Origin of the sequence: Myroides guanonis (genome assembly GCF_900114085.1) — a bacterium.
GTDB classification, from domain to species: domain Bacteria; phylum Bacteroidota; class Bacteroidia; order Flavobacteriales; family Flavobacteriaceae; genus Flavobacterium; species Flavobacterium guanonis.
In genome coordinates this window covers 1-24,419 of record NZ_FORU01000009.1, presented here as the reverse complement: position 1 = coordinate 24,419, position 24,419 = coordinate 1, and the positions used below count along the sequence as shown (strand labels likewise).

Here is a 24,419-nt window from a genome sequence, read left to right as displayed (position 1 = left end):
AACTTCAATAAAAAACAATCACTTTTATTTTTTATATTGATATAGCCTATGAAATGGGAAGGAAGACGCGAAAGTAAAAACGTCAAAGACAATAGAGGAATGTCTTCTGCTGGAAAAACAGCAATTGGAGGCGGGATATTAGGTATTGTTGTTGTTTTACTTACTTTATTTGGTGGTGAAACTGGACAACAAATTGCTCCTATATTAGAGCAACTTAATCAAGGTGGAACTACAGAACAAGTTCAAACCCGAACATTAAGCAAAGAGGAGGTCAATATGGGTAGCATGGTTAAAGTTATCTTTGCAGATACAGAAGATGTATGGCACCGAATATTTCAAGAGAACGGAAAGAACTATCGAGAACCAGCGATGGTATTATTTGATAATCAAGTTAGAACTCAATGTGGCGCAGCAACGGCCGCTGTAGGACCTTTCTACTGCCCTGCTGATGAAACAGTATATATGGACTTGCGTTTTTTCGAAGAACTTCACACACGTTTCGGGGCTGAAAAAGGAGATTTTGCGATTGCTTACGTTATAGCCCATGAAGTTGGGCACCACGTCCAAACACTCCTAGGTACATCTTCTCAAGTTAGAAAACTACAACAATCTAAAAGTGAAAAAGATGCTAATCAACTTTCTGTAGCTTTAGAATTACAAGCCGATTTCTACGCAGGAGTTTGGACCAAACACATCAGTAAATACTTAGAAGCAAAAGACATAGACATAGCATTAAGTGCTGCTCAAGCAGTTGGTGATGATGCTATTCAAAAGAAGGTTCAAGGGCACGTTAATCCTGATTCATTTACACACGGAACATCAGCTCAAAGAAAAGAATGGTTCTTAAAAGGTTACAACACAGGTCAGTTATCCGAAGGTAATACTTTTGAGGAAATACAATAATAGACATCCTCTTTTAAAGCTAATAAATATCGTACTTTTGCACTTTCGCATTTTTTAATGCAGAGTAACACTATGAAAAACATTTTTAAAAGATTACAGCAAATAGATGCTGACGGATTGGAAATTAACACTCGAAACATCATTGATGAATCGTTTAAACTTTATACGAAAATTGTTGTAAAATCTGGATTAGTTCTATTATTAGTAGCCATGGTAGCTGCTATAATTGGAAGTATTGTGATTTCAACAAATTTTGAAAATCCAGAAGAAACCTTAAAAAACCTTATTACAATCAATCCTTTAAATTTTGCATTTAATGAATTGGTAGCTTATATAGTTGTATTGTCTGCAGCAACCGCGATTGGGAGTATATTAACTGCAGGTATGATACAGATGGCTGCTGATGCATCTAAAGATAAAAAAATAAAAACTTCAACAGCATTTCTATTTTTTACAAAAAAGAATGGCTTTTATGTTTTTATAGCTCATTTTTTAATCTCCCTAGCATTCACTAGTATATCATATCTTTTACAATACAGTGAATTAAGTTTAGTTTCATTAGCTTTAAATTGGATTATCAACTCTTTAACTGCATTAGTAACACCTTTACTTATTTTTGGAAACTTATCTATTACACAGGCTTTCAAATACAGTGCTCAAGTTGTTAACAAAAGTCCCTTAACGATCATTTTTCTATTAACATGGAACAGCTTTTTAGCAAGCGCTGGAATTTTATTTTTTGTAGTTGGTATATTCTTTACTCTTCCCTATTTATTTTGTGTACATTTAGTTTTGTATAAACAAACAGTGGGTCTAGAAGAAGAATACGAACAAGAAAAATATGAATAAATATAAAATTCATAAAACATAGTATAACAACACAGAAAAGGTCTGTATTACAAATTGTAATACAGACCTTTTTCTTTATAGAAGCAAAAGTATATAAAAGTCCAAATTTTTACTAATCTAGTCAAATTACACTCTAATTCTATTTGTTTATTTGTTTTCAATCAATCTAATCAACACTACGACTCTGATAATCCTAGCATTGTAATTCCAAAAATCATAAAGAAGAAAATTGCTAATACTATTGAAATTAAAAACATCACCAACTGAGCTTTAGCCCAATTAGAACGATTTTTATTTTCAGTATTGCTAAAAGCCCATATTATTAAACAAATAATATTCACTAAAGGGATCATCATAATCAGCAACGTAATAATCCATTTTTGTACTGAAACTACTTTTTCAACTTCACCTTGAGGGTGAGTTATGGTATATTCTTTCGTATTTTCCATAATTATTTTTATTTTTAACTCCAACAAATATAAATAAACTTTAACACACTATTATGAAATTGGAAATACTAAATAAATAATTCCGATTTGGAAATAAATTTATAATAGCTGCATCCCTAAAATAAAAAAGGTAAGACGGTTTTAAACTGTCTTACCTTTTATTTATAAATATTTTTTATTTATTAGCTAATTACTCGACCACTTCATCGAACCCTTCATCAGTTCCAATTAATTTTAATTCAATAGTTTTTGCAGCTGTAAATTTTAATTGACCTTTATAAGACAACTTCATATTCCCTCTTACATCAAGTTCCCATCCATCTTTATTAAACAAGCCTTTAACAGCAGTTTCTTCTATAACAACACCATTTATTGAATTTGGTAAAAAGAACTCTGCTTTATCTTTATTAGAATCGAATACTACAAAGCAACTCACATCATTATCCTCTAACTCATTCTCTTCTGGTGCTCCCTCAAGTAGTTCAATAGGGTTTAAACGAAAACCCTCAGCAAAAATACGTATACAATCATTTTTCAAACTACTCCATCTATATCCTGACTGAAAATCACAATTTTCCTTCTCATTTTCTGCATCGAAGTAGTTCTCTTCCTTTGTATAAATAGAAGAATCCTCATCAAATAAAGAATCTTTTTTTAACATAAAATCACAAGAAGAAACGAACAGGGCTAATAAAACACCCAAAAACACAGTTATTCTCATTTAATATATCTCGTTAGTATAGTTACAAATATAACCAATTAGTTGTTCACCGCTGGATATAACACGGTTTCCAGCGTGTTAAATTCTGTTGGAGTATTGTCTGAAACAAAATACTGAATCAACAATTCACCTTTTACATTCCCCGCATAAAAATCTGCGATAATCCAACGATGATTTAAAATCTTTATCTTATTAATAATGAATTTATTCCCATCAACTGGACCATATGGAACTAATGGATTTCCATTTTCTTGATGATTCAAAGCAAGAAGTTCATTGTGTATCTTTTGAACACTACCTTCGTAATCCTTAACCGGAAAATATTCTTGTGCCGTTTCATTCTGATTTAATGAAAAATAATCAGCATCAATTAAGTCCTTTTGCAAAAGATGTATAGAGTCACGAACAATATCGACACGTTTCTTTAAAATATCGAACTCCTGTTCCTTTCCATCGAAAATACGATTAGCATTTACATATTGGTACACATTATAGAATACAGATAAAACTAAAAGGCAAAAAACTACTTTTTTCATGGTATAAATTAAATATCTACTACTAGGTTATCAAACGCCAAATATACATTATCTGGTAATTCTTTTTGTACTTCTTCATGAAAACCTAAATCCTGTGAGATATGAATTAAATAAGTTTTCTGAGGTTTAACTTTATCTATAAATGCTAGAGTTTCCTCCAAATTAAAATGAGTAGGATGTGGACTTACTCTTAGACAATTAACAATCAATACTTTTGCACCTATAATCTTAACTATTTCATCATCATGAATCCATTTCACGTCAGTCAAATAAACCAAATCATCAAAACGATAACCTAAAATATCAATATCTCCGTGTTGAACACTAATGGGAATAATAGACTGATTTGTTATTGTAAATACCTCCTTGGATGATATTTCAAATGGGATTACTGAAGGTGCACCAGGATATCGATTTTCGGTAGCGAAAATATAAGCATAGCGTTGTGTCAATGCATCTAAAACTCTAGATAGCCCGAAAATAGGCATAGATCCTTGTCGAAAACAAAAAGGTCGAATATCATCCAAACCAGCAATGTGATCAGCGTGTTCATGAGTAAATAGAATAGCATCTATCTCTGTACATTTAGATATCAGCATCTGCTGTCTAAAATCAGGACCACAATCAATCAAATACGTATAATCATCACCGTATATAAGAACAGAAGTCCGTAATCTCTTGTCTCTTATATCCATGCTTTTACCTACAGGGTGGTTACTACCAATTACTGGTATGCCCTGAGAAGTTCCTGTACCTAAAAAATATACTTTCAATGCAACTTGGTTTTATACAAAAGTAAGCTTTTATCTTTTTTAAGAGCGTATTATTTGCTACGTTTGTTGGAATTACGACTTTACCATGAAAAAATTTGCTGACGATTTGGTTTTAGATGGAGACCGCCATATTGAACAACAACAGGCTATATCAGATAAGGCCTTACGAATTAATTTAAACAAAAATATTTACGGATCATTTGCTGAAATTGGTGCTGGACAAGAGACTGTACGTCATTTTTTTAGAGCAGGAGGATCTTCGAGAACCATAGCAAAAGCGATGTCTGCCTATGACAAAAGCTTTAGTGATGCTATCTATACTGTAGAAGACGACAAAAGATATGTTACAGAAAGTCGATTAATTAAAATGTTGAGTTATGAAACTAAATTAATCGAAGAACGTATTTCTCGTAATGAAAATCCAAACAGAACCTTCTTTAGCTATGCAAATACAGTAGCAACTATCGATTTTGCTAAACAATTTAAAGGTCATGGATGGGTAGGAATTAAATTCCAAACAACTCCGGGTGAAGAATACAGCGAAATAGTACTACACATACAGTTCAAAGAAACTGATTCAAAACTACAACAAGAAACCCTAGGAATATTAGGGGTTAACCTTATCTACGGAGCATTTTATCAGCATCACGATCCAAAGAAACTAATCAATTCTTTATATGACCATCTCGATAAGGACCAACTTGAAATTGATAGTATCAATTTTTCTGGACCAGCCTTCCAAGGAGTAGATAACCGATTAATGAGTTTATATTTAGTTAAAAACGGTATGACCGAAGCAGTAATGTTCGGTCCTAATGGTTTGAGTCTTTTACCCGCAACTACAATATATAGAAAAAATGTATTAGCATTACGCGGGAGCTTTAGACCTGTTACCTTGGTAAACACTAATATGTACAAAAGATCGTTGAACTCTTTTTTAGAGGAAAACAACCTAACTGAAGATAAAACTCTCGTATTATTTGAAATAACTCTCTCAAATCTATTGCATGAAGGAGTTTTAGATGAAGAAGATTTTTTACATCGTGCAGAACTTTTATGCTCATTAGGTCATACTGTAATGATTTCAAATTTCAAAGAATATTACAGAATGGTAGAATATCTATCTCAATTCACTAAAGAAAAAATAGCTCTTACAATAGGAGTTAGTAGTTTACTAAACATCTTTGATGAAAAGTATTACACCAAATTAAATGGGGGAATATTAGAAGCATTAGGAAAGCTATTCTATAAAGACTTGAAAATTTACTTATACCCAATGAAAAATGAAGAAGGAGAAATCATTAACTCTAATAATCTTAAAGTAGCACTTCATATAAAAGATCTATACAAGTACTTCAAAAAAGCGGGTAAAATTGTAGATATCGATTACGATGAAGAAAATCTAAGCATACTTTCTCGTGAAGTATTAAAGCAAATTCAACAAAGAGAAGACGGATGGGAGAAAATGCTACCAGAAGGAGTAGCTTCAATCATTAAGAATAAGGAACTGTTTGGATACAAAGAAAAACAGAAAATATAAAAAAAATGAAACAGTAGTCCAATAGGCTACTGTTTTTTTATTTTATCACATCATCCCCCTACTCTTTATTGTTTCGCTTTTACTAATTTAAATCACTAAATAATAGTAATTTTGTATTTCATTTTCCAAAAGAATCAATGATATCAATACATAACAAAACATTACAAGACTTAGAATTTCAAACGGTATTAGAAACCGTATCCGAACTTTGTACAACAGAAGCTGCCAAAGAGAAAGCCTTTGAGATAACTCCGTTTCAAAATAGTAATGAAACTATAATTTCATTACTACAAACTTCGGAGTATGTATCTTCCTTTTCCAATAACAATATTATTCCAAACCATTACTTTGATAGTTTGGATTATGAACTCAAATTTCTTGCAATTGAGGACAGCTATTTAGAAACGCATAGTTTCAAGAAAATAGCGACCTTAGTAGAAACAGCTATAACTCTATTACAATTTTTAAAGAAATTTGAAGAATATTATCCCACAATTCAGCAATATGCCTCAGAAGTAGCGATTGAAAAGAATATATTAAAAGAAATTGACGCTATTTTTGATAAATATGGTGAAATTAAAGACCAAGCCTCATTAGACCTATCTAACATTCGCAAACAAATAAACTTGGTACGCGGCAAGATAAACCAAAGCTTTGGAAGTGCACTATCACAATACATTAGCTCAGGATACTTAGATGATATAAAGGAAACGGTAGTAGAAAATCGTCGCGTATTAGCTGTTTTGGCTATGTATAGACGAAAAGTAAAAGGGACTGTACTAGGACAATCAAAAACGGGGAGCATTGTATATATGGAACCCGAAGCTAGTATGCGTTATTCTCGAGAGCTCAACAATTTAGAATATGAAGAGCGTGAAGAAATCATTAGAATCCTAAAAGTATTAACCAATGTAATTCGTCCATATAGAGAATTGATATTAAACTATCAGGATTTTCTAACACACATAGATATTACATCTGCAAAGGCGAAGTACGCATCAAAAATTAATGGCATACTCCCTGAAATCACAAAAGACAGAACATTGTATTTTCGTGAAGCATTCCATCCTATCCTGCTTTTAAACAATAATAAAAAAAATAAAAAGACCTATCCACAGACTATTCAATTAGAACAAGAAAGCAGAATTATAGTTATATCAGGTCCCAATGCAGGAGGAAAAAGTATTACACTTAAAACAGTAGGTCTACTTCAATTAATGCTACAATCAGGATTCCTAATTCCTGTACATGAACGAAGTAAAACTTTTCTATTTGATAGAATACTAACCGATATAGGTGACAATCAATCTATAGAAAACCATTTAAGTACATATAGTTACCGATTAAAGAATATGAATTATTTTCTAAAAAAATGTAATTCAAAAACCTTATTTCTTATAGATGAATTTGGAACCGGTTCTGACCCAGAATTAGGCGGTGCATTAGCAGAAACATTCCTAGAAGAATTTTACGAAAGAGAAGCCTTTGGGATTATAACCACGCATTACACCAATTTAAAAATATTAGCAGACGAACTTCCTCACACTACTAATGCTAATATGTTATTTGATGAAAAATCACTAGAACCTCTTTACAAGCTACACGTAGGTCAAGCAGGTAGCTCATTTACATTTGAAGTAGCACAGAAAAATGGTATTCCGTTCAGTCTAATAAATAGAGCAAAAAAGAAAGTTGAAGGAGAAAAGGTAAGATTCGACAAAACCATTGCTAACCTTCAAAAAGAACGTCATAAATTAGAGAAAACTTCTAAAATATTAAAGGAGGAAGAACAAAAAGCACGGACTGAAAGTCAAAAGATGGAAGTTATTAATGCTAAAATCCAAGACAAACTTGAGAGTTATCAAGAATTATTTGATTCCAATCAACGTTTAGTGTATTTAGGAATGAAATTGGATGATTTATCCGACAAGTACTTTAATAATAAAAACAAGAAATTATTAATCAGCGAACTTTTAAAGGTAGTTGAAATAGAAAACTCTAAACGTAAGGCCGTAACCGTAAAGGAGAAAAAAACAATTCAGAAGAAGCAAGAAGCCATACTAAAAGAAGTAGAAGTTAAAGTAGAAAAAATACGCGTAGAGAAGAAAGAAGAAAAAATCAAACAAAAACTAGAAGCGCAAAACAAGCCAAAGTTTGAATTGAAAGTAGGAGATCGAGTGCGTATGAATGATGGGAAAGCAGTCGGGACAATAGACGCTATTGAAAAAAACAGAGCAACAGTTAACTACGGATTTTTTGTATCTAAAGTAAATATAGACGAATTAGAAATGGTAGAACGCAAAAAATAATAAGTATGGAGACATGGCCTAGGAATAAAAAGATAATACTATTTGATGGAGTTTGTAATCTGTGTGATACAACCATACAAAAAGTTATTAAAGCTGATACCAAAGATCAATTTAGATTTGCTTCTTTAGATTCAAACATAGGAAAAGCTATTTTAGATCATATAGGTGTTGATCGTGAAAAAACAGACAGCATGGTTCTTTATGTGCCGGGAGAAGCCTACTATATAAAGTCAGAAGCAGCTATTAAAATCGCAACTTATTTAGGAGGACTGTATGGTTTATTACAACCACTCTCAATCTTTCCTAAAAACCTAACAGATTCAATCTATAACTATGTAGCAAAAAATCGTTATAAATGGTATGGTAAGAAAGAAAGCTGTATGGTTCCAACACCAGAATTAAGGGAAAAGTTCCTATAAGTCCTAATTCCCTTAATTACATATTAAAAAAAGGTAAATAATTTCACTTAAAAATTGGCAATGCTTATATTTGCCTACTCATAAAAATTATTCTAATGCATATTTCATACAATTGGTTAAAGCAATTCATTAAAATAGATATAACTCCAGAAGAAACATCTGTATTATTAACAGACCTAGGACTAGAAGTAGAAGGTTTAGAAACCTACGAAAGTTTAAAAGGCGGTTTAAAAGGAGTTGTAGTTGGACATGTATTGTCATGTGAAAAACATCCGAATGCAGACAAATTAAACGTTACAAAAGTTGATTTAGGCAATGGAGAAATTGTTCAGGTTGTTTGTGGAGCTCCCAATGTTGCTGCAGGTCAAAAAGTACCCGTTGCTACTATTGGAACAGAACTTTACGATGCCGAAGGAAATGCATTTCAAATAAAAAAGGGGAAAATAAGAGGTGAAGAAAGTTTTGGAATGATTTGTTCCGAAGTAGAACTTGGAATTGGAACCAATGGAAATGGTATTTTAGTATTAGAAGACAAATGGGAAGCAGGAACACCAGCCGCTACCCTATTTAATATAGTAACAGATTCTGTATTCGAAATCGGATTAACTCCTAACCGTTCAGACGCAATGAGTCACTGGGGAGTAGCACGTGATTTAAGAGCAGGGCTAATCCAAAACGTACCTAACAGTGCGACTAATGAAATTATCACACCATCTGTAAGTAAGTTTAAAGTTGAAAAACGCACACTTAAAATGGATGTGGTTGTTGAAGATTTCAAAAAAGCTCCTCGTTATTGTGGTGTAACCATATCTGGAATAGAAGTTAAACCTTCTCCAGAATGGCTACAGAACCGTTTGAAAGCGATAGGAATCACTCCTAAAAACAATGTAGTCGACGTAACCAATTACGTTCTTCATGATTTAGGTCAGCCTCTACACGCTTTTGACATTTCAAAAATAAAAGGAGGTAAAATAAGAGTTAAAACATTAGAAGCTGGAACTGCTTTCACTACTCTAGACGGTGTTGAAAGAAAATTACACCAAGACGATTTAATGATTTGCAACGAAAACAGTCCTATGTGTATAGCGGGAGTTTTCGGGGGACTAGACTCTGCTGTTTCTGAGAACACTACAGCAATATTTTTAGAAAGTGCTTTCTTTGATGCAGTAAGTATTCGTAAAACTGCGAAACGTCACGGTTTAAATACAGATTCATCTTTCCGTTTCGAAAGAGGAATTGACCCAAGTATTACAGAATATGCATTAAAGCATGCGGCATTATTAATACAGGATGTAGCTGGAGGAGAAATAACTTCTGACATAGTAGATCTTTATCCAAAGAGAATTGAAGATCATTCTGTTTTCTTAAATTTCAACCATATCAACCGAATTTTAGGAGAAGAAATTTCTAAAGAAACCATTAAGAAAATATTGGTAACCTTAGACATCAAAGTGACTAATATTTCAGACATGGGGCTTGGAATAACTATTCCAGCTTATCGTTGGGACGTAACAAGAGAAATTGATGTTATTGAAGAAATTCTTAGAGTTTACGGTTACAACAACATCAAGATGTCTTCAAAATTAAACGCTACTATTTCCAATAGCTCTAGATTAGACGACCACAAAGTTCAAAACATAGTAGCTAATCAATTAGTTGCTCAAGGTTTCTATGAAATCATGTCAAATTCTTTAACTACTCCAGAATATTCTAAATTATCGGAACAGTTAAAAGATACCACTCAAGTAAATGTACTAAACGCACTAAGTGCAGATTTGTCAATAATGAGACAAACATTGTTATTTGGAGGTTTAGAAGCGATGTCATATAATATCAATAGAAGACATAGTGATTTGAAATTCTTTGAATTTGGAAAATCATATAACAATATGTTTTCTAACTACGAAGAAGTAAAACACTTAGCACTATTTTCAACTGGGAATAATGTAAAAGCTTCATGGAATACAAATCAGACGCCAACAGATTTCTTTGAGTTTAAAGGGTATATCAATGCTATACTAAGCAGATTAGGAATCAGTAAATTCACTACGCAACCTATTCACAACGATGTCTTTTCAGAAGGTATTGCATATTATATAGGTAATGAAATGATAGTTGAATTCGGTATCCTTAAAAAAGCTATTTTAAAGCATTTTGATATTAAACAAGAAGTGTGCTATGCGAATTTTATTTGGGAGCAAGTATTAAAAGTACTTTCAACGAAAATTAAAGTAGCTGAAATCAATAAATTTCCAACAGTAAAAAGAGATTATGCACTTTTAGTAGATGAGCATATAACATTTGAGCAAATTTACAACTTGGCAAAACAAGTAGATAAAGCCCTTATAAATGATGTAAGTCTATTTGATGTTTACCAAGGAGACAAAGTAGCAGAAGGCAAAAAATCTTACGCGATATCAGTTTATATGCAAGATGCTAACAAAACATTGACAGATGCGCAAGTAGACAAAGTAATGTCTAAAATAAAACACCAATTAGAAACTGAGCTAGCGGCACAATTGCGATAGTACATTCTAAAACAAACATAAAAAAGGTCGATTTCATCTATTGAAATCGACCTTTTTTTATATTAATAATGACACGACTAAATCAGAAGCAGCAACAATTTAATTTTAAACTAAAGATAAACTATCGTGTATAAAAGATTTCATATATAACACTCTACATCTGAAAATGAGTAAATTAAAACAACATTCAAAGGTTAATAATTTGAAATTTAAACTGTTTTATGGTATTTTTACGATATTGAAAGTACTGAATACTACGTGTCATTTTAAAGACATATTCTACATAAAAATCAATTTACCCCATGCTATTTAAACTCTTTTACCTCTTTACTAAAATAGGCCTTTTTACTATTGGTGGTGGTTATGCTGTTATACCTCTAATCGAAAAAGAGATTGTCTCTAGAGATTGGCTATCACAAGATGAATTCTATGAACTATTAGCTATAACTGAGTCATTACCCGGAGTATTTGCAACTAATATTGCAGCCCTTGTTGGTTTTAAAATAGCAGGAATAAAAGGGGGAATTATAGCCGCTTTAGGAACAATTATAGCACCATTTTTTATAATTCTTATAATTGCCGCATTCTTTAGTAAATTCCAAGAGAACCTATATGTTTCTAAAGCTTTTAAAGCACTTAGACCTGTCGTTGTTGCCTTGATAGCTGCCCCTTGCTATAATGCCATTAAAGCGAACAAAATGACTTTAAAAAGTCTAATCATACCAATGTTGGCATTATTTCTAATGTGGGGTTTAAACGTATCTCCTATTTGGATTGTAGTGGCTGGTTGTATTGGTGGTGTTGCTTATAATGAAATAAAACAGAAGACAAACTATTTTAATAAGTAAGAATGATATTTTTTAAACTATTTTGGGTTTTCACTAAGATTGGAATATTTGGCTTTGGAGGAGGTTATGCCATGTTATCTCTAATACAAGAAGAAGTTGTAGAAAACAATCACTGGATGAGTAAAGAAGAATTTACAGATCTAGTGGCAATCTCTCAAATGACTCCTGGTCCCATTGGAATTAATACTTCGACCTACGCTGGTTATAGCGCTTTAAAATATGCTGGATATTCTCCAACTATTTCTGTTCTCGGAGCACTTGTTGCAACAATTGCTCTATGCCTCCCCTCTTTCATCATGATTTCTGTTATTTCATATTTCTTTCTAAAATTCCGTTCAAATAAGTATTTCGCATATGCAATGATTGGAATTAGACCTCTGAGTATAGCATTGATTGCATATGCAGCTTTATCTCTCACAAACAACCAAAACTTTATTGATTTACTGAGTCCCATTTTATTCATTATTGCATTTATTTGTTCAGTCAAATTTAAGTTACATCCAATATTAATACTCGCTGTTGCAGCAATAGTAGGTCTATTGGTCTATTAGAAGTACGAAAGGAAACATTTGCTTAACATCAAATAGCACTTTTTCTAATCGTAGTATTGTAATATTGCAATTCTTTAGTAATCCATTCCATTTGTTACCTCGTTACAATATAAGTTTAGTCTATCTTTAATAGTTATTTAAAATGAAGCAAAACATTCCAATAAAGGAAATAGCAAAACTCTTTCTTAAACTTGGCTTTATTGGTTTTGGAGGACCAGCCGCTCATATAGCTATGATGCAACAAGAAGTAGTAGTCAAAAGAAAATGGATGAGCGATCAACATTTTCTAGATTTATTGGGAGCAACAAATCTAATTCCTGGACCTAATAGTACAGAAATGGCGATACACATAGGATATGATAAAGGAGGCTGGAAAGGATTAATAGTTGCAGGATTGTGCTTTATTTTACCAGCAGTTTTTATTACCGGATTTTTTGCTTGGCTATATCAAAAATATGGTCACTTACCTCAATTACAATCTTTCATTTATGGCATAAAACCAGCTATTATCGCTATTATTATTGGTGCTATTTTACCACTAGCAAAGAAATCTATTAAATCAATAAAACTAGCATTTATGGGTATTGCAGTTCTAGTACTATCTTTATTTGGGTTCAGCGAAATTTACTTGATGTTTGGTTCTGGTTTACTTATAATGAGCATTTACTATATCCAAAACAATAAGTCAAAATCGATTAACAGTTTCTTTCTATTTCCGATTTCATACACAATTCAGTTCTCCTTACTATCTGAAACTAATACAAGACTATTTTGGATATTTTTAAAAATCGGTTCTATACTTTATGGAAGTGGTTATGTACTATTTGCCTTCTTGGATACAGAACTTGTGACAACTGGTTTACTAACAAGACAACAATTGATGGATGCAATAGCTGTAGGACAATTTACTCCTGGCCCTGTTTTCACATCTGTTACATTTATAGGTTATCAAATTAATGGAATTGGTGGTGCATTAGTATCTACTATTGCTATTTTTTTACCCTCCTTCATTTTAGTAGGCCTATTAAATCCATTGATGAAAAAGATGAGGCAATCAAAAGGATTATCCGTTTTCCTAGATGCCGTTAATGTTGCATCTGTAGCCTTAATTATCTCTGTATGTTTAACTATGGGTATGGAAACCGCAACCGATTGGAGAGCGCTTTTAATAGCATTAATCAGTATAGCTTTAGTGTTGAAATTTAAAAAGATAAATAGTGCATTTATTGTGCTCGGAGGAGCTATTTTGGGTTATTTGTTATACTTAATCTAAGTCGTAGTACATACCAACAAAAAATTTGTTCCTTCATAATTCCAAAATAGTATAAACAAAAAAAAGACCCCAAAACAATAAAGCTTTGAGGTCTTTCTATAAAATTAAAGTTTCAAATCAGTCTCCGATTTCCCGTCAACCGATTCCTTTCACTTATTATTCATTCACCAATTCAAATCCCCACGTTTTCCCCTTCATAGTAGCAGGAACACCTTTAACCATCCAAACTGGAGCAGCTGCTCCTTTTAAATAATGATCAAAAAACTGTTGCTGTCTAATTTGAATATCCTTTCTATTCTCTCTCTTCATTAAATTGTGTTCATCTCCATTGTAATTCAACATCCATACAGGCTTCTGCAACCTTCTCAAGGCCATAAACATTTCAATACCTTGATACCATGGAACAGCACCGTCATTATCATTGTGCATAATAACAACAGGAGTAGTCACTTTATTCATCGCAAATAATGGAGAGTTTTCTAAATATAAATCAATATTATCCCAAAGAATCTCACCTATCCTACTTTGAGTCTTTTCATATTGAAACTGTCTACTCATACCCGTTTGCCAGCGAATACCGCCATAAGCAGAAGTCATATTAACCACAGGAGCTCCAGACCATGCAGCTGCATAACGATCCGTTACTGTAATAAGATGAGCCACTTGATATCCTCCCCAGCTTTGACCTTGAATCCCAATATGATTCGAATCTACCCATGCAAAATCCTTTAAATAATCAACTCCAGAATTAATATATTCCTCTGCTGATTTACCTGGATATCCATCTATATAAGAAATATCAGGAGTAAAAACCAAATACCCATTACTGATAAAATAACTAATATTAAGTCTAGAAGGTGTTGGTGCAGGTGCTTCGTAACGATTCAAATTATCTGACAGCTTTTCATAAAAATAAACAATCATCGGATACTCTTTAGTAGCATCAAAATTTTCTGGTTTGAACAAAACACCCGTAGCATTAAAACCTTTAGGAGTAGTCCAATGAACTAATTCCGAAGTTCCCCAATTGTATTCAATCTGTTGTTGGTTCGTAGCACTGCGTTGAACCTCTGTTTTTAAATCAGTAGTATATATATTAGGACTATCCACAAAAGAAGATTTCACATAAGCATATACCTCCGCATCTTTAGCCTTTATCAAAGAATTATAGCCCAAAAAAGCATCGCTTCTCAACATTTTTGGTTCCGATGTACCTTGAAGTTTTAAACTATACAACCCAGAATCTTTTGTAAGGGTATTAAACCCAACAGCTAACAATAATTCTTTTCTTGTGTAAAAAGGTTTTTCATCATCTAACTGTAATAATTCCAACTGAATTTTCTCTTTTCTACCAAAACCATTCGTAATCATTCTTGCAGGTTTATCACCTTTTAAATCAAATTCCCAAATATCATATCGGTCTCTAATTAAAACCGTAGCATCATTATCTGTCCATCCATTAATTCCATAAGAATAAGCAACATCAGGCATATCAAACTCTTCATCAAGAAAAGAAACATTTAAACCAGTATTTAAAGGTTTTGTTTTCTCCGTTTTAACATCATAACTATACCAAATACCTGTTTCAAGGTTAATATAAACAATGTAATTTCCAAAAGGAGAAGCATAAGCCGTGCCTCTTAAATTATCCACAACGGTTTTTGCTTTTCCAGTTTGAGTATTTGTTAAAAAATAATCCTGTTTACCTGTAATATCCCATTGTCTTTCTACGCGTTTTCTAAAATCAGACCTATTCAACACATAGTCAGAATTTCCTTTATTCATCAATGTACTGTTGTTTACAGTGTCTGTAGCAAGAGTAACGAATTGTTTGTTTTTAATACCATAAACAGCCAAAAAACTTTTCTTTAAATCTTTTTCCAAATTCGCTAATTGCTGCGGTTGTAGGTAATCCTCATTATAATGCCAGATATCTAATACCGCATGATCCAAAGTAATAAGAGTAGTATCTTTAGCTATAGGCATAGGAGCAATTCCAAAAAATAGTTTTTCACCATTTTCACTAAAAACAGGAGTGTAATTTTCAGAAACCACCCAATCATTTGGCATTCCTTTTTCGAATTGATTAAGCTCTTTTACAATCTTATCCCCTAAAACATAATAAAGTGTATAAGATTTAACCAGTGCTTTTTCGTCATCTTTAGTAGCTATGAATGTCCATTGCTTACCCTTTTTATCAAAATTAAATTGAGTATATAGCATGCTATCCTCCGCAATCAAACTAAGTTTATTTGACTGAGTACTATAACTATAAACGCGATATACTGTATTCTCTTTTGCTTTTTCAGCATCCTTTTTATCTTCTTTGTCAACAGCATCCAACTTCTCATTTCCTTCAATAGAAGTGTCCTCTACCTTGTCAGAATCAACATTAATAGTAGTTTTAGTAGTGAAAACCAATCTGGTTCCCAATTCATCAAAGTAAAAATCCACAACATCCTCAAATGAAGTCGTAAAATCTTTTACAAGATTTGTATATACTAAAGTAGAGGCTTCCTTTTTATCTTTCTTTTCCTTTTTGTCTCCACCGCTTTTAACCAGACTATCCTTCTGTTTTTCTAATACATAAGCTATTAAAGCCCCACCTTTAGCAGGTATTTTAAAACTTTTAACCATTGGAATCTTTACCATCGATTTTGAATCAAGATTCAAAATTCCCAATGTATCTTTTACCAACTCGCTATCTTTCATTTTCTTAGCCTTCACAGCCTTCTGATCTTTATAAAATGGCTTTATAGAAAACACCAAAAACTTAGAATCTGAAGTAAAAACAGCTTGCTCGCCTCTATTTATTTGTTCTTTGAAACCTTTATTAATGCTTTCAATAAACAAAGTTTTATCCCCTTCTTGAACATTTACTGAATACAATAAAAAAGAACCATTATTCGAAAGTTTTTTATCACCAATCGATTGCCAAGAATCATATACACTGTGATCTAATGATTTTTTTTGTCCATAACCTGAACTCGTATTGAAACAAAGAGCTAATAACCCCATAAATGCTCCAATAGTTTTGATGTGTTGACTTCGAATTTTGATATTCTTTTTCAAACCCAAATACCTCATATTTTCTGTGTTTTAATAAGTAAGGCGCAATTTACCAATTTTAATTTTGAGAAGGTTCAAATTTGTTTATTCGATTTCTCTGTTATATGCTAGGGAGCAAAGATATAGATATATGAATGCGCTACTTAGAAAACACATTGAGGGAAAGCTGCTTTTAAAACCAACAAGTCTCCTATCACATTTATTCATGCAGCCCAAATGATTGTTTATAAAAGTTCTGTTCTGGTTATATGTAGGAACAAATTAAGAAGATAGAATTAATGTCCCCCTAACTATGCTTTACAGTTTCCCTAATACTTACCTCATTATACTTTATATCTCTATTAGTAAAGCACTATATATAACTAGTCTAAATTACATTAGGCTAATAAAATATTCTTTCCTACTTTTGCCAAGAATTAATCTAAATAAGATGTATCCCCAAAGAAGTACCAAGTTTTTATTGCAACTGCTCTTCTCATTTCTATTCTTTCAACTACAAGCACAAGAAAAGGAATCGATGAAAATACAATTTCATTTGGTGGATGATTTCAAAAAAGACTTACCCAATGTGAGCATTCAAATTTCGAATGATTCTATAAATAATTTCAACTTAACCAATGAACAAGGAAAAGCTACATTCCAATTAAATAAAGGACACTATCAAGTACAGTTTTTTCATGTTGCTTATACTGGAAAAAAAATACAACTAGAAGTAATTATAAATCAAGAAATTGAAATAGCACTCCAACAAGAAAACAATACCTTAGAAGAGGTAATCATCACGGCAACAGAAGGAAAAGACCTATCCACTAAATCTATAATAAATAGAAAAGCAATGGAACACTTACAGCCTTCTAGTTTTGCAGACCTTATGGAGTTATTACCTGGTGGGCTAGCTAAATCCCCGAACCTTACCAATCCTAATAAAGTATTAATCAGAGAATTTGGAACAGAATCCAACCAATACAACACCAGCTCAATGGGAGTTCAATTTGTAATGGATGGTCAGATTTTAAACTCAGATGTAGATATGCTTACAGCAGTCAACAATACACAAACTATAGGAAATGGAAACATAAGAGTAGCTCAAAAACTCGAAAACAACAATCAAGGAGTAGATATGAGAACCATACCTACCAATGACATTGAAAGCGTAGAAGTCATTCGCGGTATTCCAACTGTATCTTATGGCGATTTAACTTCAGGACTTATTCTTATTCACAGAAAGAGTGGACAAACCAATTGGCAAGGAAGAATAAAAACCGACGGGTTTAGTAAGTCATACTACCTTGGAAAAGGTTTTTCAATAAATCCAACATGGGATATTAATACCAGTATAGACTATTTAAATGCTCAATCCGACCCTAGGGATTTGTATGAAAACTACCATCGTGTGGCGGCATCCATCCGATCTAAGAAAACATATAATCATGGCATTAATAAATTGATTTGGAAATCTAATTTAGACTATAATATTAACCTAGATAACAGTAAAGTAGATCCAGACTCTGGATATGACAAAACGGATTATTTTAAAAACAACCGTCAAAAGATAAGCCTATCAAATAATCTAGAATATATTTTCACAGACAACAATTTGTTTAAAAACATCAAGTTAACAACAAATATCCGTCAAGGAATTGAGAATATCGACCAAAGAATATTTGTACAACACAACGGACCCACAAGTGTATCGATAACTACAGAAGAAGGTGTCAATGATGGCTATTTTCCAGAAATAAGCTTTCTTTCATATACAAGAACGGAAGGCAGACCTATAGATATCAACACTAAACTAGAAACTAATTTACAGTTTAACACCCATTTTATACAACACAATATCGAGGCGGGTCTTGATTTCAAATACGGACATAATTACGGAAGAGGAGAAATGTTTGATCCACTTAAACCACCTTCAACTTCATCCAGCCTGCGCCCCCGTTCTTATAAGGATATTCCCGCTAATCAAAACTTAGCGCTATTCGTTGGAGATAAACTACAAGCAAAAATAAACAATCACGATTTAAACTTATATGGAGGAATGCGCGTTTCCAAAATGTTAGGTTTAGAAGAATCATATGCTTTAAGCAAAAAAGTGTTTGTAGAGCCTCGACTTATTTTTCAATGGGGACTACCTGAAATAACAATTGGAAAACACGCTTTAAAAACAGATATAACAATGGGATATGGGGAACTTTTCAAACAACCCACCGCCATAATGCTATATCCAGACAAAATATATAAAGACTTCATTCAGTTGAGTTATTATCATAACAATCCCGATTTGCGTTATGTTAATTACATGACCTATATAGATGATGTTACCAATAAAGACCTTCTTGCAGCAAAAAACATTAAAAAAGAAATACGCTTCGATTTTAGCTATGCAAAACACGAATGGTTTATAACCTATTTCGACGAGAATATGGCTAATGGATTTAGAAATGACACCTACTTTTTAAGTCACAGTTACAGAAGATATGATGCTTCTAACATAATCGACCCAACAGAAAAACCTTCTATTGATAACCTACCTTATGAAGAAAGAACAGAACTCCTAAGTCGTTCTCAACATGCCAATGGTAGTGGCACTCATAAAAAAGGAATCGAATTTGGTTACTACTCCCCTCGCTTCTCTACCTTAAATACGAAATTCACACTAACAGGTGCATGGTTTAAAGTAGATTATACCAATACAATTCCCGTACACGAAAAACCAAACCGTTCTCAGAATGGACAATCAATACCCTATGTTGGAATCTATAAAAATGATGTAGGTTATTTACAATCCGGCTTGAATTACAACTTTATAGTAGACACTTATCTACCTTCTTTAGACATGAATATATCTACTTCCTTTCAAGGAGTACTATTTAAAGACGAAGAAAGAGCAAACAGAGAAGCAGCTCCAACACATTACTACGGAACAGATGGAATGATTCAACCTTTTCTAGATAGCGATCGAAATGACCCATATAAAAGGTGGTTGGTTAGAGATGTTTCTGCAACAGACAATATGAGTAAACACTACAATTTTGACATGCGAGTAAATCTTAAGATAACCAAAAGAATATATAGAGAAGTAAGAGCTTCCTTGTTTGTAGATAAACTTGTCACTTATTACAGTCCGTATACCTTCAATGGAAATAAAGTTTACCGAAAAGATCAATCTGACCCCTATTTTGGAATGGAATTAACCTATAACTTTTAATATAATGAACAAAAAACTCCTAGTATTCAGTTTTGCTTTATTCAGCCTCTCAACTACATTCACTTCTTGTAGTAGTGATGACAGTATAGTAAACAATCAAAATCAAGAAAGTATTTTAACCGTTAATCTACATGGTAAAGAAATCAAATCAATCCATGAAATGGATATTCGCTTTCTTGAAACCAACACAGGAAAAGAGACGCAATTAAAAATGCAATCCCTTTCTCAAGAATTTAAACTTCCTAAAGGCTCCTACAAGATAATTGCAGATGGAAAAGTAATTCTAGGAGGAGGAGAAGAAATGCAAGCAGGTGCAAACAGCAGTATTGACTTAATCAATGACACACACAATATCTCGATAGAACTATTCGTAAAAAGTTTCAACGAAGACTTCATTATAGAAGAGGTATTCTTCACGGGAGTAACCACCTTAGAAGGAAAAGCCTATGTAAGCAGTAAGTATTTTAAGCTGACGAACAATACAGATAAAGTATTAAGCACCGGAGGACTTTTAATTTGTCAATCAGAGTTTATCACAACAAATAACAACCACGTTACACCAGAGATCAAAGAATCAGACTTCACTGTTAAAGCGATACTTATGATACCACATGAAAACGCTAAAAACATAGAGCCAGGAGACTTTATTGTAATTGCTGATATGGCAGCAAATCACAAACAACCTAATATCCCAGCTTATGACTTAAGCGGAGCAGATTATGAATATCCAAATCTAGATAATCCAAAATTAGGTGATGTAGACAATCCAAGCGTACCGAATGCAAAAGTTATTTACAGTACTTTGAATTATAATATGTTTTTAATGCACAACAGAGGAGCTGAGAGTTACGCATTAGCGCGCTTCCCACAAGAAATAACCATTCAAAGCTGGTTAGCAGGTTATACCTATACTTATGAATACACGAATGCAACAGGAAATGTAACTACAAAAACAGCCAAAACAATTCCAAATGCATGGATTATAGATGGAATAAATTCCTCCCCAATAGAAGGATGGGAACACAATGCATTAGGTACTTCAATCGATAACGGATGGACAGGTGTAGGAGTTTTGAGTTCAGACCCAAACCGTTTTGGAAAATCTGCACGTAGAAAAGTAATAGGAACTATGGAGAATGGAAGAAACCTTTACAAAGACACCAACAATTCAACAGAAGATTTTCATAGAGATGCAGAACCAAGTTTAAAAAACGGTATAAACCATTCTTAAATAAATGAGATATATTTCCACTTGTTTCCTGATTCTATCATGTTGTTTGAATATAAACCATATTCAAGCACAAGACAGTCTTAACTTTTTTCAAAGAGAAAAAAGCAAAACCTCAATGGAATTAGAATTTCTAAAGAATTATTATGAAAACCCATCTAACAAGGTACATTATAGCTCTTTTTCATATTCAGATTTATTCGCTCAATTAGAAAATAAACAAGCAGATTTATATCAAAAACAAGAAGGAAACAATCATAAAGGAATGGGTATTCATGCCCATTCCTTTCAAAAACTAGATAGTGTAACAAGCATTTGGGGAAAAGCAAGTTATGTAAATCAGCGACAAGGAGGAATTCGATGGAACAACAGTCTAGATTTCGATAAAATTCGCCCTTATGTTATAGCAGATTCAACCGCAGCAACCACCAAATTTCAATCTTACGCCTTTCAAGGTGGCTATGCAAAGGAACTAAACAAGTGGTCATTAGGAGCAAGTTTAGGCTATCAAGCTAATATGGGATATAGAACCCGAGATCCTCGTCCAAAAAGCATTTCTTCTACTATAGATTTAAAAATGGGATTGGGATATGATATCTATAAAAACTGGTCAATTGACGTCTATACACTACTTTCAAAATACACCCAAAACACTTCTGTCAAATTTGCAAATGAAGCATCTCAGGCCTCTCTATACCAAATGCAGGGATTGGGAACATGGAATAATTATTTCAGCAATAAATCAAGCAAAGTTACTTTTGAAGAGTTGGGATATGAAATAGGATTTAATATCGCTCAAAACAAAGCCAAGAACTTTGCTATAGGAGCATCTTTTGGACAGTATAACTTAGACAAACTTGTCTTTTCAAGTATGGGGATAAATGAAGGAGGTGATGATATAAATAAGTTAAAAAAAGAACAACTTAAAATACATGCGTTAAAATTATTCCATTGGAACCAACACCAATTGGGGCTAAGATGGCAAACTAATATCACAAATCACTCGGGAATAGATATACTGTATTCAAACAACGATAAATATCTAATTCGTTTAATGGAAAAAGAAAACTATAAATTTGAAGACAATAGTCATACTATTGAAGGTTTTTATTCCTTTACGGCACCTCATTATACCCTATCAATAACACCTTATTTCAAGATTCAGCAAACAATTGAGCAATTAAAAGAAACTGGAGTTGCCCAAAAATTTCAATATCAATTTCTAGGATTAACATTTGACTATTACCAGAAATTAAACACTAAATCAGCATTGAAACTCACTCCAACATTTACCTATCGAAATGTTTCCAATAGTAGCAATATGCTGCAAACCGAAACTAGAAAAGAAAGTATACAAGAGTGGTTAAAACAAGACTATAAATACAACAGTACAAATTATATACATTGGGGAACATCGGCAACCTATCAATTTGAACCTATTAACTTTCCAATGGTCTATGTAACATTTGACTGGAATGCCATTCAGTTTAAGACAAAAGAAAACAATCAGAACATCAACATTACAATAGGAGTTACTTTTTAAGAAATAAGAAATGAAGAAGACAGTAGGATTACTAACACTTATTACAGCTTTTGGACTTTTGAGCTTTGCGCCCTTAGACCAGATACTGAACTTCAATGAACCAGAATACCAGTCCATAATAGAGAACTATAAAAAACCTATTAGTCAATGGCCACAACCAACCATAGACGAAGGAATTAATTGGAAAGAAATGGCAAGTATTCCACAGGATACCCATTATTTCAAAACACAAGACTTACCCAAGGTACAATTGGGAAAACTACTCTTTTTTGACCCTAGGCTATCGAAATCAAACCAAATATCGTGTAGTAACTGTCATGATCCAGAAATTGGATGGACAGACAAAAGAAAAGTTGCAATGGGAACTGACCATCTAATGGGAACACGTAACACCCCTAGTCTCTTTAATATAGCCAATAGAAAAATATTCTTTTGGGATGGACGAGCAACCTCTTTGGAAGAGCAAGCCCATAGTCCATTAACAGCACACAATGAAATGGCTATGGATGTTGCAGAACTACCTAACAAACTCAACAAAATAGAAGGATACAAGCCCTATTTTGAAAAAGCCTATGGAGATGGCGAGATAACCTACGAGCGTATCGTAAAAGCTTTAGCAAGTTTTCAACGAACCATCAAAAGTCAACCGAGTCGTGTAGACAAGTTTATTGATGGTAATCACAAAGCACTTAACGACCAAGAGATTTATGGAATGCACATCTTTAGAACCAAAGGAAGATGTATGAATTGCCACCATGGACAAGACTTAACAGACGATGAGTTTCACAATATAGGACTCACCTATTACAAAAGACAATATGAAGATTTGGGTAGATTCACTATAACCAAGGACCCCGAAGACGTCGGTAAATTTAAAACACCATCCCTAAGAGATTTGTTAAATACAAGACCTTGGATGCACAATGGACTTTTCGACGATTTAGAAGGCATTGTAAACATTTATAATAGTGGAATGCATATGATAGATCCAAGTCCTGAAAAGAAACTAGCAGATCCTCTATACCCAGTAACCGATTCATTGCTAAAACCATTGGAGCTTACTAAAGATGAAAAAAAATCATTAGTAGCCTTTTTAGAAGCATTATCAGGAACTCGTTATAAAATGAAAAGACCTGATTTCCCAAAGGAATAAGATTAATAAAATGAGATTAGGAGATAGATTTGAGGAATGTATTACCTGTTCCCTTTCAAAAACATTTATAGCCTATAAAAAAACGGCTTGAGTTTAAAACTCAAGCCGTTTTCAATCATACTAGTTTCTGTCGCAAAACCGTATCTTTACTTAATGTTTCTAAATTCTAAATTACATTCCAAAAGCATATCTAACTTTTAATCCGAGATAAAACGCTTTCAAACGTTGTTTTCCTTCCTCCGCTTCAATCACGCTATTGAACTTTAAAGGAGTTTCTCCCATGGGTTGATACTCTAACAATCGTTTAGATTCATCACTCCCTGAAGCTAAATCATAGTCAGCAAAGAATCCAACATAAAGCGCATTTTCACTGCCCATTTTAAGCTTAGCTCCTATTTCACCTAGAACAGAAAAGCTATCTTTTAATGAAAACTTCTGTTCTTTTTGTACCGACGGAAAAGTCCCAAACCCCAAAAACTCAGGTTCAAATAACTCTGCATCCCATTTACTAAAATA

18 protein-coding genes and 1 pseudogene are annotated in these 24,419 nt (G+C 33.0%); 13 read left to right on the top strand and 6 right to left on the bottom strand.

Going from position 1 to position 24,419, the window contains the following annotated elements:
• Window positions 1–48: 48 nt before the first annotated feature.
• Together ypfJ and BM024_RS08550 are read left to right on the top strand one after the other, a co-directional pair.
• Window positions 49–903 (top strand): KPN_02809 family neutral zinc metallopeptidase, encoded by an 855-nt coding sequence (gene ypfJ / locus BM024_RS08555; protein ID WP_090679276.1) that lies wholly within the window; start codon window positions 49–51, stop codon window positions 901–903.
• A gap of 72 nt (window positions 904–975) precedes the next feature.
• A complete protein-coding gene (locus tag BM024_RS08550; protein WP_090679274.1) occupies window positions 976–1,752 on the top strand; it encodes a hypothetical protein in 777 nt (258 codons plus the stop codon).
• A 176-nt stretch (window positions 1,753–1,928) separates the two neighbouring features.
• Here BM024_RS08550 and BM024_RS08545 read toward each other — a convergent pair whose 3' ends face one another.
• The 4 genes from BM024_RS08545 to BM024_RS08530 all read right to left on the bottom strand — a co-directional run bounded on the left by BM024_RS08545 (window position 1,929) and on the right by BM024_RS08530 (window position 4,231).
• Window positions 1,929–2,201, bottom strand: a complete 273-nt coding sequence (locus tag BM024_RS08545) for a hypothetical protein (RefSeq protein WP_090679272.1) — start codon at window positions 2,199–2,201, stop codon at window positions 1,929–1,931.
• A 190-nt stretch (window positions 2,202–2,391) separates the two neighbouring features.
• Window positions 2,392–2,922 carry a hypothetical protein gene (locus tag BM024_RS08540; RefSeq protein ID WP_090679270.1) on the bottom strand — a complete coding sequence of 177 codons (531 nt, stop codon included), beginning with the start codon at window positions 2,920–2,922 and terminating at the stop codon, window positions 2,392–2,394.
• A 38-nt stretch (window positions 2,923–2,960) separates the two neighbouring features.
• On the bottom strand, window positions 2,961–3,458 hold the full coding sequence (locus BM024_RS08535; protein WP_090679268.1) for a hydrolase: 498 nt from the start codon (window positions 3,456–3,458) through the stop codon (window positions 2,961–2,963).
• A gap of 8 nt (window positions 3,459–3,466) precedes the next feature.
• Window positions 3,467–4,231, bottom strand: coding sequence for an MBL fold metallo-hydrolase (locus BM024_RS08530; protein ID WP_090679266.1), 765 nt, complete (start codon window positions 4,229–4,231; stop codon window positions 3,467–3,469).
• 85 nt (window positions 4,232–4,316) lie between these two features.
• Here BM024_RS08530 and BM024_RS08525 point away from each other — a divergent pair, with 85 nt between their 5' ends.
• The 7 genes from BM024_RS08525 (at window position 4,317) to chrA (ending at window position 13,699) form a co-directional block, all read left to right on the top strand.
• A complete protein-coding gene (locus BM024_RS08525) occupies window positions 4,317–5,771 on the top strand; it encodes a nicotinate-nucleotide adenylyltransferase (RefSeq protein ID WP_090679264.1) in 1,455 nt (484 codons plus the stop codon).
• Window positions 5,772–5,908: 137 nt separating this feature from the next.
• Window positions 5,909–8,080 carry an endonuclease MutS2 gene (locus BM024_RS08520; protein WP_090679262.1) on the top strand — a complete coding sequence of 724 codons (2,172 nt, stop codon included), beginning with the start codon at window positions 5,909–5,911 and terminating at the stop codon, window positions 8,078–8,080.
• 5 nt (window positions 8,081–8,085) lie between these two features.
• On the top strand, window positions 8,086–8,499 hold the full coding sequence (locus BM024_RS08515; protein WP_090679259.1) for a thiol-disulfide oxidoreductase DCC family protein: 414 nt from the start codon (window positions 8,086–8,088) through the stop codon (window positions 8,497–8,499).
• Between the two features lie 95 nt (window positions 8,500–8,594).
• On the top strand, window positions 8,595–11,027 hold the full coding sequence (gene pheT, locus BM024_RS08510) for a phenylalanine--tRNA ligase subunit beta (RefSeq protein ID WP_090679256.1): 2,433 nt from the start codon (window positions 8,595–8,597) through the stop codon (window positions 11,025–11,027).
• A gap of 302 nt (window positions 11,028–11,329) precedes the next feature.
• Entirely contained in the window at window positions 11,330–11,875 is a 546-nt protein-coding gene (locus BM024_RS08505) for a chromate transporter (protein ID WP_090679254.1), read from the top strand.
• A gap of 2 nt (window positions 11,876–11,877) precedes the next feature.
• A complete protein-coding gene (locus BM024_RS08500) occupies window positions 11,878–12,426 on the top strand; it encodes a chromate transporter (protein ID WP_090679252.1) in 549 nt (182 codons plus the stop codon).
• A gap of 142 nt (window positions 12,427–12,568) precedes the next feature.
• A complete protein-coding gene (gene chrA, locus BM024_RS08495) occupies window positions 12,569–13,699 on the top strand; it encodes a chromate efflux transporter (RefSeq protein WP_090679250.1) in 1,131 nt (376 codons plus the stop codon).
• A 156-nt stretch (window positions 13,700–13,855) separates the two neighbouring features.
• Here the strand turns inward: chrA and BM024_RS08490 are convergent, their stop codons facing one another.
• A complete protein-coding gene (locus BM024_RS08490; RefSeq protein WP_090679443.1) occupies window positions 13,856–16,717 on the bottom strand; it encodes an alpha/beta hydrolase family protein in 2,862 nt (953 codons plus the stop codon).
• 568 nt (window positions 16,718–17,285) lie between these two features.
• Between BM024_RS08490 and BM024_RS08485 the strand changes: the two genes are divergently transcribed.
• From BM024_RS08485 to BM024_RS08470, 4 genes are all read left to right on the top strand, one after another.
• Window positions 17,286–19,979, top strand: coding sequence for a TonB-dependent receptor plug domain-containing protein (locus BM024_RS08485; protein WP_245753880.1), 2,694 nt, complete (start codon window positions 17,286–17,288; stop codon window positions 19,977–19,979).
• A gap of 4 nt (window positions 19,980–19,983) precedes the next feature.
• Window positions 19,984–21,210 carry a DUF4876 domain-containing protein gene (locus tag BM024_RS08480; protein ID WP_090679245.1) on the top strand — a complete coding sequence of 409 codons (1,227 nt, stop codon included), beginning with the start codon at window positions 19,984–19,986 and terminating at the stop codon, window positions 21,208–21,210.
• Between the two features lie 115 nt (window positions 21,211–21,325).
• Complete coding sequence (locus BM024_RS08475; protein ID WP_090679243.1) at window positions 21,326–22,750, top strand: DUF6850 family outer membrane beta-barrel protein; 1,425 nt, start codon at window positions 21,326–21,328, stop codon at window positions 22,748–22,750.
• 10 nt (window positions 22,751–22,760) lie between these two features.
• Complete coding sequence (locus tag BM024_RS08470) at window positions 22,761–23,903, top strand: cytochrome-c peroxidase (protein ID WP_090679241.1); 1,143 nt, start codon at window positions 22,761–22,763, stop codon at window positions 23,901–23,903.
• Between the two features lie 171 nt (window positions 23,904–24,074).
• On the opposite strand, the pseudogene BM024_RS13715 reads toward BM024_RS08470, so the two are convergent.
• Window positions 24,075–24,419, bottom strand: a pseudogene (locus tag BM024_RS13715) (hypothetical protein); the annotation flags it as partial.

Coding starts and splice junctions, on each gene's coding strand:
- BM024_RS08470 (WP_090679241.1), top strand. CDS start 22,761: ATGAAGAAGACAGTAGGATTACTAACACTTATTACAGCTTTTGGACTT.
- BM024_RS08550 (WP_090679274.1), top strand. CDS start 976: ATGAAAAACATTTTTAAAAGATTACAGCAAATAGATGCTGACGGATTG.
- BM024_RS08500 (WP_090679252.1), top strand. CDS start 11,878: ATGATATTTTTTAAACTATTTTGGGTTTTCACTAAGATTGGAATATTT.
- ypfJ (WP_090679276.1), top strand. CDS start 49: ATGAAATGGGAAGGAAGACGCGAAAGTAAAAACGTCAAAGACAATAGA.
- BM024_RS08485 (WP_245753880.1), top strand. CDS start 17,286: ATGAAAATACAATTTCATTTGGTGGATGATTTCAAAAAAGACTTACCC.
- BM024_RS08535 (WP_090679268.1), bottom strand. CDS start 3,458: ATGAAAAAAGTAGTTTTTTGCCTTTTAGTTTTATCTGTATTCTATAAT.
- BM024_RS08545 (WP_090679272.1), bottom strand. CDS start 2,201: ATGGAAAATACGAAAGAATATACCATAACTCACCCTCAAGGTGAAGTT.
- BM024_RS08525 (WP_090679264.1), top strand. CDS start 4,317: ATGAAAAAATTTGCTGACGATTTGGTTTTAGATGGAGACCGCCATATT.
- pheT (WP_090679256.1), top strand. CDS start 8,595: ATGCATATTTCATACAATTGGTTAAAGCAATTCATTAAAATAGATATA.
- BM024_RS08540 (WP_090679270.1), bottom strand. CDS start 2,922: ATGAGAATAACTGTGTTTTTGGGTGTTTTATTAGCCCTGTTCGTTTCT.
- BM024_RS08490 (WP_090679443.1), bottom strand. CDS start 16,717: ATGGGGTTATTAGCTCTTTGTTTCAATACGAGTTCAGGTTATGGACAA.
- BM024_RS08475 (WP_090679243.1), top strand. CDS start 21,326: ATGGAATTAGAATTTCTAAAGAATTATTATGAAAACCCATCTAACAAG.
- BM024_RS08480 (WP_090679245.1), top strand. CDS start 19,984: ATGAACAAAAAACTCCTAGTATTCAGTTTTGCTTTATTCAGCCTCTCA.
- BM024_RS08515 (WP_090679259.1), top strand. CDS start 8,086: ATGGAGACATGGCCTAGGAATAAAAAGATAATACTATTTGATGGAGTT.
- chrA (WP_090679250.1), top strand. CDS start 12,569: ATGAAGCAAAACATTCCAATAAAGGAAATAGCAAAACTCTTTCTTAAA.
- BM024_RS08505 (WP_090679254.1), top strand. CDS start 11,330: ATGCTATTTAAACTCTTTTACCTCTTTACTAAAATAGGCCTTTTTACT.
- BM024_RS08520 (WP_090679262.1), top strand. CDS start 5,909: ATGATATCAATACATAACAAAACATTACAAGACTTAGAATTTCAAACG.